The sequence below is a fragment of the Caulobacter sp. DMC95 genome (assembly GCF_056313785.1).
This window is the reverse complement of sequence record NZ_JBQUZP010000002.1, coordinates 672,157-685,384: the sequence shown is the minus strand read 5'-3', so window position 1 is coordinate 685,384 and position 13,228 is coordinate 672,157. Positions and strand designations below refer to the sequence as shown.

19 protein-coding genes are annotated in these 13,228 nt (G+C 68.4%); 7 read left to right on the top strand and 12 right to left on the bottom strand.

What is annotated here, in order from left to right:
• Positions 1–11: 11 nt before the first annotated feature.
• Both folB and ACT53N_RS07270 read left to right on the top strand, forming a co-directional pair.
• On the top strand, positions 12–416 hold the full coding sequence (gene folB, locus ACT53N_RS07275) for a dihydroneopterin aldolase (RefSeq protein ID WP_310215175.1): 405 nt from the start codon (positions 12–14) through the stop codon (positions 414–416).
• Positions 413–964 carry a hypothetical protein gene (locus ACT53N_RS07270; RefSeq protein ID WP_476063266.1) on the top strand — a complete coding sequence of 184 codons (552 nt, stop codon included), beginning with the start codon at positions 413–415 and terminating at the stop codon, positions 962–964. Before folB ends, ACT53N_RS07270 begins: the two co-directional genes overlap by 4 nt.
• 63 nt (positions 965–1,027) lie before the next feature.
• On the opposite strand, the gene ACT53N_RS07265 is transcribed toward ACT53N_RS07270, so the two are convergent.
• Entirely contained in the window at positions 1,028–1,564 is a 537-nt protein-coding gene (locus ACT53N_RS07265) for a fasciclin domain-containing protein (protein ID WP_310215181.1), read from the bottom strand.
• 234 nt (positions 1,565–1,798) lie between these two features.
• Between ACT53N_RS07265 and ACT53N_RS07260 the strand changes: the two genes are divergently transcribed.
• The 3 genes from ACT53N_RS07260 (at position 1,799) to ACT53N_RS07250 (ending at position 3,702) form a co-directional block, all read left to right on the top strand.
• Positions 1,799–2,170 (top strand): DUF4870 family protein, encoded by a 372-nt coding sequence (locus ACT53N_RS07260; protein WP_476063265.1) that lies wholly within the window; start codon positions 1,799–1,801, stop codon positions 2,168–2,170.
• Positions 2,171–2,173: 3 nt separating this feature from the next.
• Positions 2,174–2,572 carry a DUF4870 family protein gene (locus tag ACT53N_RS07255; protein ID WP_476063264.1) on the top strand — a complete coding sequence of 133 codons (399 nt, stop codon included), beginning with the start codon at positions 2,174–2,176 and terminating at the stop codon, positions 2,570–2,572.
• A 152-nt stretch (positions 2,573–2,724) separates the two neighbouring features.
• The gene (locus ACT53N_RS07250) at positions 2,725–3,702 is read left to right on the top strand and encodes a tetratricopeptide repeat protein (protein WP_476063407.1); all 978 of its coding nucleotides are present in this window, start codon (positions 2,725–2,727) and stop codon (positions 3,700–3,702) included.
• Positions 3,703–3,733: 31 nt separating this feature from the next.
• Here the strand turns inward: ACT53N_RS07250 and ACT53N_RS07245 are convergent, their stop codons facing one another.
• From ACT53N_RS07245 to ACT53N_RS07215, 7 genes are all read right to left on the bottom strand, one after another.
• Positions 3,734–4,375, bottom strand: a complete 642-nt coding sequence (locus tag ACT53N_RS07245; RefSeq protein WP_476063263.1) for an Isoquinoline 1-oxidoreductase subunit — start codon at positions 4,373–4,375, stop codon at positions 3,734–3,736.
• A gap of 40 nt (positions 4,376–4,415) precedes the next feature.
• On the bottom strand, positions 4,416–5,120 hold the full coding sequence (locus ACT53N_RS07240; protein ID WP_476063406.1) for a glutamine amidotransferase-related protein: 705 nt from the start codon (positions 5,118–5,120) through the stop codon (positions 4,416–4,418).
• A 20-nt stretch (positions 5,121–5,140) separates the two neighbouring features.
• Positions 5,141–6,394, bottom strand: coding sequence for a CCA tRNA nucleotidyltransferase (locus ACT53N_RS07235; RefSeq protein WP_476063262.1), 1,254 nt, complete (start codon positions 6,392–6,394; stop codon positions 5,141–5,143).
• Between the two features lie 92 nt (positions 6,395–6,486).
• On the bottom strand, positions 6,487–7,137 hold the full coding sequence (locus ACT53N_RS07230) for a CoA pyrophosphatase (protein WP_476063261.1): 651 nt from the start codon (positions 7,135–7,137) through the stop codon (positions 6,487–6,489).
• Positions 7,134–7,697 (bottom strand): DUF1285 domain-containing protein, encoded by a 564-nt coding sequence (locus tag ACT53N_RS07225; protein WP_476063260.1) that lies wholly within the window; start codon positions 7,695–7,697, stop codon positions 7,134–7,136. The genes ACT53N_RS07230 and ACT53N_RS07225 overlap by 4 nt, the downstream gene beginning before the upstream one ends.
• 32 nt (positions 7,698–7,729) lie before the next feature.
• The gene (locus tag ACT53N_RS07220) at positions 7,730–8,260 is read right to left on the bottom strand and encodes a GNAT family N-acetyltransferase (protein WP_476063259.1); all 531 of its coding nucleotides are present in this window, start codon (positions 8,258–8,260) and stop codon (positions 7,730–7,732) included.
• Between the two features lie 62 nt (positions 8,261–8,322).
• Positions 8,323–8,367: a hypothetical protein gene (locus ACT53N_RS07215; RefSeq protein WP_476063405.1), complete on the bottom strand. Its 45-nt coding sequence runs from the start codon at positions 8,365–8,367 to the stop codon at positions 8,323–8,325.
• A gap of 97 nt (positions 8,368–8,464) precedes the next feature.
• Here ACT53N_RS07215 and ACT53N_RS07210 point away from each other — a divergent pair, with 97 nt between their 5' ends.
• Positions 8,465–9,733 carry an MFS transporter gene (locus ACT53N_RS07210; protein WP_476063258.1) on the top strand — a complete coding sequence of 423 codons (1,269 nt, stop codon included), beginning with the start codon at positions 8,465–8,467 and terminating at the stop codon, positions 9,731–9,733.
• 143 nt (positions 9,734–9,876) lie between these two features.
• Here the strand turns inward: ACT53N_RS07210 and ACT53N_RS07205 are convergent, their stop codons facing one another.
• On the bottom strand, positions 9,877–10,356 hold the full coding sequence (locus ACT53N_RS07205) for an N-acetyltransferase family protein (RefSeq protein ID WP_476063257.1): 480 nt from the start codon (positions 10,354–10,356) through the stop codon (positions 9,877–9,879).
• On the opposite strand from ACT53N_RS07205, the gene ACT53N_RS07200 reads away from it, so the two are divergent.
• Positions 10,346–10,693 carry a TfoX/Sxy family protein gene (locus tag ACT53N_RS07200; protein ID WP_476063256.1) on the top strand — a complete coding sequence of 116 codons (348 nt, stop codon included), beginning with the start codon at positions 10,346–10,348 and terminating at the stop codon, positions 10,691–10,693. The two genes, ACT53N_RS07205 and ACT53N_RS07200, sit on opposite strands and share 11 nt — an antisense overlap.
• Before the next feature lie 116 nt (positions 10,694–10,809).
• On the opposite strand, the gene ACT53N_RS07195 is transcribed toward ACT53N_RS07200, so the two are convergent.
• Genes ACT53N_RS07195 through ACT53N_RS07185 form a run of 3 tightly spaced genes read right to left on the bottom strand, consistent with a single transcriptional unit; the run spans position 10,810 to position 13,150 of the window.
• Positions 10,810–11,667, bottom strand: a complete 858-nt coding sequence (locus tag ACT53N_RS07195) for an SDR family oxidoreductase (protein ID WP_476063255.1) — start codon at positions 11,665–11,667, stop codon at positions 10,810–10,812.
• A complete protein-coding gene (locus ACT53N_RS07190; RefSeq protein ID WP_476063254.1) occupies positions 11,664–12,179 on the bottom strand; it encodes a hypothetical protein in 516 nt (171 codons plus the stop codon). The genes ACT53N_RS07195 and ACT53N_RS07190 overlap by 4 nt, the downstream gene beginning before the upstream one ends.
• Positions 12,179–13,150, bottom strand: a complete 972-nt coding sequence (locus tag ACT53N_RS07185) for an SDR family NAD(P)-dependent oxidoreductase (protein WP_476063253.1) — start codon at positions 13,148–13,150, stop codon at positions 12,179–12,181. The genes ACT53N_RS07190 and ACT53N_RS07185 overlap by 1 nt, the downstream gene beginning before the upstream one ends.
• Between the last annotated feature and the right edge of the window lie 78 nt (positions 13,151–13,228).

Genomic DNA, 13,228 nt, shown 5'->3' with positions numbered 1-13,228 from the left:
AAGGCCGCGCCTTGGCCGCTTCGCCCCTCGCCGACCCCGCGCCCGCCGCCGACATCGCCCGCATCATCGTGACCAAGGTATTCGTGCGCGGCCTCAAGGTCGACGCCCAGATCGGCGTCTATGACCACGAGCATGGCCGCCTGCAGCCACTGGTCGTCGATGTGGAGCTGGACGTCGCGGCCAGCCACTGCGAACGCCTGGGCGACACCGTGAACTACGAGACCATCGGCGAGGCCGCCCGCGCGATCGTCGGCGAAGGCCATATCGATCTCGTCGAGACCTTCGCCGAACGCCTGGCTCAGGCCTGCTTCGCCGATCCCCGCGTCACCCGCGCCCGGGTCCGGGTGGAAAAGCCCTTGGCCCTGGCCCCGCACGCCGCCGCCGCCGGCGTCGAGATCACCGCCGTCCGCGCGTGACCAAGATCACCTTCAGCGCCCGGCTCGCCCCCTTCCAGCCCGAAACGGTCTGGACCCTGGAGGCCGGAACGCTGATCGAGACGCGCGGCCGGCTCGAGCGTCGCTTTCCGCTGTCCGGCCTGAGCCGTTACAGCCTGTCGCTGGCGCCGGACGGACGGCGGCGGGTGCTCTTGCTGGTGTTCGGCCGCCGCCGCCTGCTGATCCCGTCGCAGAGCTATGCCGGTCCCGGTCGGTTCGAGGACCGGCTGGCCACCTTCTCGGTCCTGGCGCGCGCCATCGCGGCCGTGGGGGCGGACCTGGCGCCCCGCGCGCGCTTTGGCCTCGCGCGGCTGGAGGCCCGCACGGCCCTGACCTTCATCATGGGCCTGCTGGCCTTCGGCGCCGCCGCGACCCTGCTGTTCTCGCTGACCGCCGGCATGGTCGCCGTCGGCGTGGACATGGCCTCGCGGATGGCCTTCGTGCTGATCCTGATGGTGGCGGCCCTGCCCTGGCTGTCCAGGCCCGCCGACTTCGACCCGCGCGACCCGCCCGCCGACCTGTTGCCCTGAAACGCAAAGAGCGCCCCGACCTTGCGGCCGGAGCGCCCCTTCTGGGAGACCTGAAAGGGTCTATCAGCGCGGCATCAGCACGCTGTCGATGACGTGGATGACGCCGTTGCTGGCGCCGACGTCGGTGGCGGTGACGGTGCTCTTGCCGCCCTTCTCGTCGGTGATGACGACCTTGCCGCCTTCGACGGCGGCCTTGAAGGCGCAGCCGCCGACGGTGTTGATCGTGTAGCTGCCGCCGTTCGCCTGGATGGCGCCCAGCAGGGTCTTGGCTTCGACCTTACCGGCCACGACGTGGCAGGTCAGGATCTTGGTCAGGGTGGCCTTGTTCTCAGGCTTCACCAGGGTCTGGACCGTACCGGCCGGCAGCTTGCCGAAGGCGGCGTTGGTCGGGGCGAAGACCGTGAACGGACCCGCGCCCGACAGGGTGCCGACCAGGTCGGCGGCCTTCACGGCGGTGACCAGGGTCGAGAAGTCCGCATTACCGGCGGCCACGCCGACGATGTTCGGCTTGGCGCCGTGGTGGTCAGCGAGGGCGGGACCGGCCACGGCGGCGGCGGCCAGGGCCAGCACGGCGGCCCGGCGTTGCATCGAACGCATCATCTTATGAAACCTTCCATCAAGTCTTCGGGTTGGGGGAACTGAAGAGGTCGACGGCGCGCGGTCTGATCAGGATTACGGCCCGATCGCGGGCCTGGATCGATCCGGACGGATGACTTTTTTGTAAGGTTCGAAAGATGCGCCGAACGTGACATCGCCTTCATGACGCCACCTTCATTTGCATCGCGGCCTGATCAGCGCGACCATCTGGATGACAACGTTATTCCAGGCTCAACCGTGACCGACCCCACATCAGACACCGCTGTCCCGCCGACGCTGCAGGACGACAAGGCCCTGCCGATCGCGATCTATGCGTTGCATATCGCCGGCGCCGTAACCGGCGGCTTCACCTGCCTGATCGCCGCGATCCTGGCCTATATCAGCCGCAAGGGCGCGCCCGACTGGCTGGCCAGCCACTACGAATTCCAGATCCGCACCTTCTGGCTGGCGCTGCTGTTCGGCCTGTTCTCGGGCCTGCTCACCGTGGTCGGGATCGGCGTCGTATTGATGGTCGCGGTCGGCCTCTGGGTCATCGTCCGTGCTGTCGTCGGCCTTTCGCACCTGCTGAAGGGCCAGCCCTATCCCACACCCAAGAACTGGATGCTCTAAGCCATGACCGACGCCGCCATCACGCCTCGCGCTGAGGAAGACAAGATCCTGCCCGCCGTCGTCTACGGGCTCTATCTGCTGGGCTTCACCAACGGCCTGACCTTCTTTGTGGGCCTGATCGTGGCCTATGTGAACCGCGACGCCGCGGGCCCGATCAATGCGAGCCACTACACCTTCGCGATCCGCACCTTCTGGCTGGCCATCGCCTGGTTCCTGATCGGCCTGATGCTGACCATCTTTGGCGCGCCGCTGAGCCTGCTCCTGGTGGGCATTCCGGTGCTGTTGGCCGGGATCGCGATCATGGGCGCCGTGGGCATCTGGTTCGTGGTTCGCTGCGTGCTGGGAATCTACTATCTCACCCGCGGCGAGGCGTATCCGCGCCCGCGTAGCTGGTTGATTTAGAGGCGCCTTCTCCGCCCGGCGCCCGTCCACGGATCATTCGCGCGGCTCCATTCCCCTGCCGGTTGAGACGGCTCGACGGGGTCGGGGCCGCCGGATGACTAGTGCGGCCTGGCGGAGGGACGCCCGTGGTGGGCGCCACGATGGGTGTACGTCTGGGGGACGCGATGTTGGCGCGACTGGTTGGGATCATCTTGGGGCTGATCCTGGCGTCGTCGGGATACGTGGTGGCGGGCTGGGGCTCGCTGGGGACATGGGCCACGAACCTCGACCTTGGTCCGTTCGAACCGCATCGACCCTCTGTCGGCGTGGCGGCGGCGATCGTGGGCGGGGTGCTCATCGTCGCCGCCCTGCTTCCGCGCCCAAAGCGAAAGCCGCGCAAGACCGCGCCGGCGACTCTGGGCCTGGAGCTTGCGGACGAGGCGCCGCCGATCGCCAGCCCGGCCGTAGCGCCCGCGCTCAACGCCGAACCCGTGGCGGCTCCGATCCCCCACGCGGCGCCGTCGCAAGCTGCGCCCGCCTCAGCGCCCGCGCCCCAGCCTAAGACCTTCGCCGAGATGCGCGCGCGCCTGATCACGCTCAGCCGGGAGGACTCCTGGGGCGAGTGCGCCCGCTTGCTGGCGGCGATGAAGCGCGCGGCCCATACCGACGAGGAACTGGCCATCGTCCATCGCGACCTCGGCGACTTCGCCCGCGCACAGGGCCAGCTCGATGACGCCGGCGAGGCCTATGAGACGGCGGTGGCCTACGCCCGCCAGGTGCGCCAGTCGCGCCCGACCGACGCCAGCACCGACCTTCTGGCCGGGGCGCTATCGGGCGTCGGGGATGTCGCCGAGGCCGAAGGACGCCTGGACGCGGCCCTGTCAGCCTTCGAAGAAGCCCTCGCCCTGCGCCGCTCCCGCGGCGGCCGCGAGGCTGGCGACGCCAACGCCCAGCGCGCCCTGTCGGTCAATCTGGAGCGTCTCGCCGATCTGCGCGAGGATCGCGGCCACCGCATGCGGGCGCTGGATCTCTACCGTGAGAGCTACGACATCGCCGGACGTCTGGCCGCCGCCGATCCGGCCCGCTTCGGGCCGGACCTAGCGGCGACCCGCGCGCGTCTAAACGAGCTGGAAGCGCGCATCTCGACCTGATTTCAGCGAGACCGCGCCGGCGCCCCAAGCCTCAGGCTTTGGGACACTTGGCGCCGGTATCGATCCACGCCTTGATCAGCGCGCCGAACTGGGCCTGGGTCCCCGGTGCTGGCGTTCGGCCTGCGCCCGGTTTCCAACCCCAGCCCACGAGATGATCCTCGGCCATGTGGTGATGGATCTGGGCCAGGGTCTTGCCCCCATTGGTGGCGGGGTTCTTGATCTGTGCGCAGATCGCTCCCAGCGACTTGCCCTGCCAGGCCATTTCTGCGGGCGCCAACGCCCACTTCGGGTCGCCCGGAATGCTCTTGATACGATCCCCCCAGGCCGGAACGTTCGCGGCGGTGTGGCAGGAGAAGCAGGGCAGACTCGCCGGACCATGGCCGCTGTCCCCCGCGACCATCGGGGGGTTGTGCGGACGCAGGCTGTCGCCTTGGGTGGGCGCACGCTCGACCGGGTGACAGTTGAGACAGCGCGGGCTCTGGATCACCTTACCCGCCTCTTCGAAGAGAGCGAGCGACCGCGCGGTGGGATCCGTGATCGATTGGAAACTCGCGACGCTGCGAAGGGTCGCAGGGTTGGCTGGGGCGACCTGAGGGGCGGCGACGCCAGCAGCGACGACAGCGCCCGCCGCCGTCAAACCTCCGACGACGATGGCGATCATGGCGATACGCATGGCGTTCCCTCCAGCAGTGCTGGAGACCGAACGCCTCAGCTTAGCGTGCGGTTTCCTGAGCCAGGAACCGCCTGATCCAGTCGGCCATCCGCGCCCGATCGTTGGGACCGTCCAGACTGGCGATCGCCGCGTCGGCCTGAGGATCGGTGTAGCGCGTCCCGCGACGCGCCTCGATCAAGGCCTTGGCGTAGTCGGGCGTGAACTCGGGGTGGAACTGCATCGAGATCGCCCGTTCGTTCTCGTAGGCCAGGATACCGTAAGGCGTGAACGCGCTGCCGGCCAGAACCTGCGCCGTGGGCGGCAGATCCACGACCTGGTCTTGATGCGACCCTGGCACGGCCACCTCTGCGGCCTCATCCATCCAGGCGGCGCGCTCGGCCACGGCATAGGCTTGCAGGCCGACGCCCCAGCCCTTGGGTGACTTTTCAACCTTGCCGCCGAACGCCTCGGCCATGACCTGATGACCAAAACAGACCCCGACCAAGGGCGTCTCGCCACGGGCGGCGCGCAGAAAGCCCTTCAGCGGTTCGATCCACGGCAACGGGTCATAGACGCCCGCCGAGGAGCCGGTGATCACATAGGCGTCGTTCTCGCCCGGATGCGCCGGCAGCTCGCCGCGCTGGACGTCATAGGCGCGGTAGCTGTGCGCGTCGCCCAACAGGACCTCGAACATCGCGCCATAGCCGCCATAGGTCGCCTTCAGCGGGCCCGGCGGCTCGCCGGTCTCCAGCAGTCCGATCTTCAGCCTGCGCGTCATCACGGCGATCAGTAGACCATGCCCTGGGCCACAGCCTTCAGGCGCTCGATCGCGCTGAACTTGTCCTCGATGAAGTCCTGGTCGATCCACCAGAGTTCGATCTCGCGCATCACCTCGCCGACCATCGGCCCCTTAGGCACGCCGGCCTTCATCACCTCCTCGCCCGACAGCGGGAAGGCCGGCGGAGTCCAGGTCTCGGCCAGGGCCAGCAGGGCCCGCCACTGCGGGGCGGTGGAGTCGCGGCCAGAGCCGGCCCAGGCCAGCTTGACGCGATCACAGAAAGTGCGGGTTCCCAGACCATAGACCGCCCGGCGCGCCTCGCGCGGGCTCATCCACGAGACGACGCGCGGGTTCTTGCCCACGGCCTCGACCAGACGGTCCCGCACATTGTTGGGCAGACGCAGGCGCTCGGCCAGCTGCTCGGCGACCTTGGGATCGTCGGGGATCAGCGCCGCCAGGCGCAGGTCCGGATCGTTCTCGAACAACTGCTCGGTCTCGATGCCGACGAGGGCCTCGAAACGCGCCAGCGACTTCACCGACGGCAGGATCGAGGACAGCACGCTGGTGGCGGCCATCAGTCGGAAGGCCGGACGCGGATCGTCCGCCGCCAGCATCTTCATCAGTTCCTTCTGGGTGCGCTCGGCGGCGCGGCCCGAGACCATGCCCTTCAGCGCCTTGCAGGCGGCCAAGGCCTTCTGGTCGGGCTCGCCCCGGCCGTACCAGGCCTGGAAGCGGAAGAAGCGCAGGATGCGCAGATAGTCCTCGCGGATGCGGGTCATCGGGTCGCCGACGAACACCACGCGCCCCTCATGCGCATCACGGATCCCCTCGCCGGTCGGATCATAGATCCGGCCTTCCGGATCGGCGTAGAGGGCGTTGAAACGGAAGTCGCGCCGCTCGGCGTCCTGGTTCCAGTCCTGGGTGAAGGCCACCACCGCACGGCGACCGTCGGTGGAGACGTCCTTGCGCAAGGTGGTGATCTCATAGGGACGACCGCCGGACACCGCCGTGATGGTGCCGTGGTCGACGCCGGTCGGAATGGCGCGCAGGCCCGCCTGCTCAAGGGCGTCGATCACCAGATCCGGCGTCAGGGTCGTGGCGATGTCGATGTCGTCGACAGGCTTGCCCATCACCGTGTTGCGGACGCAGCCGCCGACGAACCGCGCGCAGCCGGCGTAGCCGCGCGTTTCCAGCGCGGCGATGACCGCCTTGGTCTCCGGAAGCGCGATCCAGGGCGCGTCGCCGATCGTTTCACTGCTCAACGCCTGACTCCCACTCACGCGTCCGATCCCCTCCAGCGAAGGGGCGACATTGTTAGGCCAGGAAGCCCTGGCTTCGCCAGACAAGAAATGCCCTATTCGGAGGGGGTCCGTCCGCTTTCGTCATGGAGGGCCTCGTAGAGAGAGCGCAGCATGCCCGCCGTCGCCCCCCAGATGAACCGATCGTTCCACGGCATGGCGTAGAAGTGACGGCGCGCGCCGCCCGGAACCTCGCGGTGCTGGCGCTGGTGGTTGGCCGGATCCATCAGGAAATCGAATGGCGTCTCGAAGACGTCGGCGACCTCTTCAGGACTCGGGATGAAAGTAGCCTTGGGATCGATGAAACCCACGACGGGAGTCACATGGAAGCCGGTCACGGTCTGGTAGCCATGCAGCAGGCCGGCGACCGTCACGAGGGCGGGATCCAGCCCAACCTCCTCCTGCGCCTCACGCAGCGCCGTGCCCCACGGCGTCTCGCCGGGATCGCAGCGACCGCCCGGAAAGGCGATCTGGCCGGTGTGGCTGCGCAGGGTGTCGGACCGCCGGGTCAGCAAAATAGTGGGGCCATCGTCATGCTCGACCAGGCCCACCAGCACAGCGGCGGGACGCAGAGCGTGCGGATTGTCGACCTTCAGGCCCGGATTGAGGTCGAAGTCCGAGCGCAGCGGATTGGCCAGGCTGGGATCATAGTCGGCGATCGGATGCAGGCGGCTGGTGATCCAGGCGCGGCGCTCCTCGCGGGTCATGCCAGACCCTTGCCCGGCGCGGCGATCGGGAAGAACGCGCCGCCCGAGCGCACGCCCCAGACGCCGTCCTCTTCCACCGCCAGCTCAGCCAGCTCGTAGAACACCGAACGCGCGATCAAGGCCTCCAGGCCGCGGCGGACGTGGACATAGGGGCGAGGCTCGCCGCTCTCTTCGTCTATCGTGACGCGGATCGGATTGTCGGCGCTGGCCGTGACCGTGTCGCCGACATTGGTCTGGAAAACGAGGTCCTCGCCCTCGCGGTCCACGCGTACGGCGATGAACGGCGCGTCCTCGACGGTGATCTTCATCTTCTCGACCGGCGTCACCAGGTGGTAGCCGTCCGGGTCCAGGCGCAGCACGGTGGAGAACAGCCGCACCAGCGCCTCGCGGCCGATCGGCGTGCCCTCGTGGAACCAGACGCCGTCCTTGCGGATGCGGATGTCGATCTCGCCGCAGTGCGGCGGGTTCCAGAGGTGGACCGGCGGCAGGCCGCGTTCGCCCGCCGCTTTCGCGGATTGAGCGACGCCATCCAGGCCAGACTTGAAGGGCGTGTCGGTCATGCCCGTTCAGTTAGGCCGTCCGACGCTCCGGCTCAAGCGCGAGGGTCAACGGCCACGAGGCCGCAGAGCCCCTGGTCCCCGCCCTCACGCAGCGGCAACAGCAGCACGCGGCGCTGATCCACGGGTCCTGGCATGACGACCCCGGCCGTGTGGGCGTTGGAAAAGCCGACGCGGCCGAAATAGGGGCCGTCGCCCACCAGCAGCACCGCCCGCCACCCGGCCGCGCGCGCGGCCTCGCAGGCGGCCTCGACCAGGGCCTGGCCCAGACCCGCGCTGCGCTCGTCGGGATCGACGGCCAAGGGCCCCAGGAAGGCGACGGGCTCCCCGCCGATCGTCACCGGCCACATCCGCACGCAGCCGACGGGCGCGCCGTCACGCAGCGACACGAACGAGCAGTCGGCCAGCAGGGTGTTGCCCTCGCGCAGGCGCTCGGACGACTTGGCGAATCGGCCAGGGCCAAAGACCCGGTCAATCAATGCGGTCACAGCAGCCTCCATCGCCGGGGTCTCGTGGACCAGCGGCGGATAGGGCTCGGGGGAAACAGACTTGTGAACGGAGGTCATCGGCCTTCGGGAAATGCGAAAGGGCGTCGGGGGCTCCCGACACGAAGGCGCGCGGGAGGGGTTCAGGTCGTGGCGCGTTCGCGCTTCATTCGTCGCAGGCGTCGCATGCCTGAAATCCTCCAGGAGATGCGCGCGCTGTAGGGCCAAGGCTTTCTTAGGTCAACAACGTTGCGGTGCGACGACTTGGCCTTATGGTCGGCGGCCATGTCCGACACCGCCACTCCGCCGTCCGAGCCCGTGCTCGAGAACCCTACCCGCGCCCTGTTGCGGGAGCGTGACTTCCTCCTCTTCTGGGCGGCGCGGTTCGTCTCGACCCTGGGCGTGCAGATCCAGTCGGTGGCGCTGGGCTGGCAGGTCTACGCCATCGCCCGCCTGACAAAGTCGGTCGGCGAGTCGGCCTTCCTGGTCAGCATGATCGGTCTAGCGCAATTCCTGCCGCTGTTTCTGCTGACGCTGGTGGCGGGCGAGACCGCTGACCGGCGAACCCGCAAGCTGATCGTCGCCGCCACCCTGGCCCTGGACGCCATCAGCGCCGGGGTGCTGCTGGTCCTGGCCCTGATGGGCTCGCACCAGCTTTGGCCGATCTTCGCGATCTCGGTGCTGTTCGGCGCCAGCCGCGCCTTCCTGTCGCCGGCCAGCAGCGCCATGGGCCCGATGCTGGTGCCGCGCCCGCTGCTGCCCCGCGCCATCGCCTGGCAGTCGCTGTCCTGGCAGGCCGGGTCGATTGGCGGACCGGCGCTCGGCGGCCTGCTGCTGATCCACTCGCCGGCCCTGGCGTTCGGGGCCGCATTCGGCCTCTATCTGGTGGCGGCCCTGCTGGCGCTGGCCATCCGCAAGCCCACGAAGCCCGAGCAGCAGCCCGGCTCACGGGTCGAACTGATCAAGGAGGGGCTGTCCTACGTCTGGAACAACAAGATCGTGTTCGGCTCGATCTCGCTGGACCTGTTCGCGGTGATCCTCGGCGGCGCGACCGCGCTGCTACCGGTGTTCGCCAAGGACGTGCTGCACATCGGCCCTGGGGGTTTTGGCCTGCTGCGCGCCGCGCCGGCGATCGGCGCCTGCCTGGTGGGACTGTATCTGGCGGCCAACCCAATCCGCCGCCACGCCGGCAAGATCATGTTCGCCGGCGTCGCAGTCTTCGGCCTCGCCACGGTGGTCTTTGGCCTCTCCAAGCTGGTCTGGCTCTCGGTCGCGGCCCTGGCGGTGCTGGGCGGGGCCGACATGCTCAGCGTCTATGTCCGCCAGACCCTGGTGCAGATCGTGACCCCCGACGCCATGCGCGGCCGGGTCGCGGCCGTCTCGGGCGTGTTCATCAGCGCCTCCAACGAGCTGGGCGAGGTCGAGAGCGGCGCGGCGGCCTGGCTGCTTGGCCCGATCGGCGCGGCGGTGTTCGGCGGCGTTGGGGCCATGGCGGTCACGGCGCTCTGGGCCTTCCTATTCCCCGAACTGCGCAAGGCCGACCGGCTGGAGTAGTCCTCCTCACCCGTAAAACGGGGGAGGTGGCGCGACGCCAAAGGCGTCGTGACGGTGGGGGCGTCCTCCGTCTCCAGGGCCCCCTCCGTCACGGCGCGTATCCGCACCGCGACACCTCCCCCGCTTCGCGAGGGAGGAAGACCTCAGAGCCCCGCCAGTTTCCGCAGCGGCTCGCCTGTCATGCGGCGGATGATCCACTCATCCATCGCGGCCGCGCCAAGGCTGTCATAGAAGGCGATCGACGGAGCGTTCCAGTCCAGCACCGTCCACTCCAGGCGACCAAGGCCCTCGTCAAGGCAGCGCTTGGCCAGGTTGGCCAGCAGCGCCTTGCCTGCACCCGAGCCGCGCGAGGCGGGTCGCACGAACAGGTCCTCCAGATAGATCCCGTGCCGGCCGACGAAAGTGGAGTAATTGTAGAACCACAGCGCAAAGCCGACCGGCTCCCCGTCGATCTCGGCGATGTCGGCGAAGGCGCGGGCCTTGTCGCCGAACAGGGCCGCCGCCGTGTCGCCTTCAGTCGCCTGGACGGTGTCGAGCAGCTTTTCATACTCGGCCAGATCAAGGATGAACTGGTGGATCAGGCCAGCATCAGCGGGCGTGGCGGGGCGGACGGTGACGGGCATGGCGGTATCCGACGACTACAGGGACTTCGTTCTGGAGCAGCTGGCCCCGTTGGGACAGGTCAGCGCGCGGCGCATGTTCGGCGGAGTCGGCGTCTATGCGAACGGCCTGTTCTTCGCCCTGATCGCCGACGACGTGCTCTATCTGAAGGGCGACGAAGCCCTGAAGATCGAATTCGAGGCGGCCGGCTCGCAGGCCTTCGCCCCGTTTGAGGAGGGCAAGACCATGGCCTACTGGACCGCCCCCGCCGAGGCCCTGGACGACCAGGACATCCTGCTGGATTGGGCGCGCAAGTCGCTGGCCGTGGCGGCGCGGGCGGGCGCGAAGAATAAGCGGTGAGGTCTAGCGTCCTTCGAGGCTCGGCTTCGCCTCACGCCTGGGGATGAGGGCTTCAATAAAGCCGTCCTCATCATGAGTTGCGCGCTCCTGAGCGCGCCTCGAAGGACGCGAACCAATCACCCGATCTTCACCCCCGGCGGCGGCTCGCTGCTCTCGGGCACGAAGAAGTCCGGCATCAGGCTGGCGGTCGGGTCGACCTTGTAATGGTCGAAATCGCGCACGCCCTCGCCATAGAGGAAGGTGTCGTCGATCAGGAAGTTGCCGCTGAAGTCCCGCGACGGCTTGTTGAACACCGCATAGGCCGCGTCGGCCATGATCTCGGGCGTGCGGCAATGGCGCAGGCCCTCCTCGCCGGTCAGGGCGAACTGGATGGCCGCCGTGGCGATGCCGGTGCGTGGCCACAGGGCGTTGAAGGCGATCCCGTCGGGCTTGAATTCCTCGGCCATGCCCAGCACGCACATCGACATGCCGAACTTGGCCATTGTGTAGGCCACATGCGAGCCGAACCAGCGCGGCGACATGTCCAGCGGCGGCGACAGCATCAGCACGTGCGGGTTCTCGGCGTTCTTCAGGTGCGGGATGCAGGCCTTGGAGGTGACGAACGTGCCGCGCGTATTGATCTGGTGCATCAGGTCATAGCGCTTCATGTCGGTCATCAGGGTCGGTGTCAGCGAGATGGCCGAGGCGTTGTTGACGCAGATGTCGATGCCGCCGAACTGGGCCACAGCCTTGTCGACCGCGTCCTGGACGCTGGCCTCCTCGCGCACGTCGACGACCAGCGGCAGGGCCTTGCCGCCCGCGTCGTCGATCGCCTTGGCGGCGGTGTAGATGGTGCCCGGCAGCTTGGGATGGGCCTCGGCGGTCTTGGCCGCGATCACCACATTGGCCCCGTCGCGGGCCGCGCGCACGGCGATGGCCAGGCCGATGCCGCGCGAGGCGCCGGTGACGAACAGGGTCTTGTTCTTGAGGCTCATGCGGACTCTCCACGCGCTTTGAACAGTTGAACGCCGACGGCAGCGAAGCCGAGCAGGAAGGTCATCTTGGCCATGTGCGCGACGGGACCGTGATCCTTCAGCGCCAGGCCGACCAGCCCGACGACCAGGGCAGCGATCCAGAAGCCCGCCGCTAGCCGCAGCACGCGCGCTCGCAAGAGGCCCACGGCCCAGACCGCCATGCCGATCGACCACACGGCCGAGGCGATCATGTACGACGCCTCTCCGAACACCTCGGCTGACGAAGTCCGCACCAAGAGGACGCCCAGGATCGCCAGGACAAAGCCCGTAAGGCCCACAAATCCCGTCGCGCGGGCGCTTAGGGCTCGCGCGCCCAGCATGCCGATCAGCAAGAGCAGATCGATCAGCGTGTAGACCAGATGCGGCTGAGGCTCGACCAGACGCGGATAGATCAGGAAGGGCGCGACGACGTCGATCGCCACGCCCAGCAACACCGCCACGCCCGCCAGGCGCAGCGTCGAGGCGCGCTCCATCAGCCGCCGGCCCCGACGATATCCACCGACAGGTCCCAGAGCCGATCAGCGGCCTCCGGATCCAGGGCGTGAGGCATGACGCCGGTCCAGGGGTTGTCCTTGCTCCAGGGCAGCGCCTGGTTGCAGTCCTCAAGGTAGAGGCCGCCGACGCCCTCCAGCTCGGCGCCGACAGCCGCCCAGACGCTAGTCGCCGCGCCCTGCTCGGTCGTCTTGAAGCCCTCGCGCGGCTGGTCGTTCTCATCCAGCCAGCCCAGGGCGCGCTGCTCCTCGATCGGCAGATGGCGCTGCAGCGGGGTCAGGATGCCGCCCGGCATCACGGCGTTGGCGTGGACGCCCTGGTCCTTGAAGCGCTTGTCGAAGCCCACCGCGAACAGGCTGTTGGCGGTCTTGGCCTGGCCATAGGCCTCCCACTTCTCGTAGGGGCGGGTGTTGTAGTTGGGATCGTCGAAATGGATTCCCGACCGGCGGTGGCCGATCGACGACAGCGAGACCAGGCGGGACGGCTTGCCGCTGGCCTTGGCGCCGGCGATCAGGTTCGGGGTCAGCAGCACCGACAGTAGGAAATGGCCCAGGTGATTGGTGCCGAACTGCATCTCGAAGCCGTCGGCGGTGCGCATCAGCGGACTGGCCATGACGGCGGCGTTGTTGATCAGGATGTCGATGCGGCGATCGCCCCACACGTTCGCGAAGTGACGGATGGCCTCCAGGCTGGACAGATCCAGCATGCCGAAGCTGACCCGCTTGGAGCCGGCCTCCTCGTTTATGGCGTTGGCGACCTCTTCGCCGAGCTCGGGCTTCCGGGCGGCGATGATGACTTCGGCGCCGGCCAAGGCGAGTGCGCGCGCTGTTTCCACGCCGATGCCGGTGGCGGCCCCGGTGACGATGGCCACGCGACCGGAAAGGTCATGACCCGCTACGATCTCGCGCGCCGTCGACTTGGCCCCGAAAGGCGATGTGATCCGTCCGCTCATGCCCGTTTCCTCCCGCTATGTTGTTCTGTCGGCCACGCTACATCCGGATCGCGCCAGTCCGCAAAGACATCGTGCGGG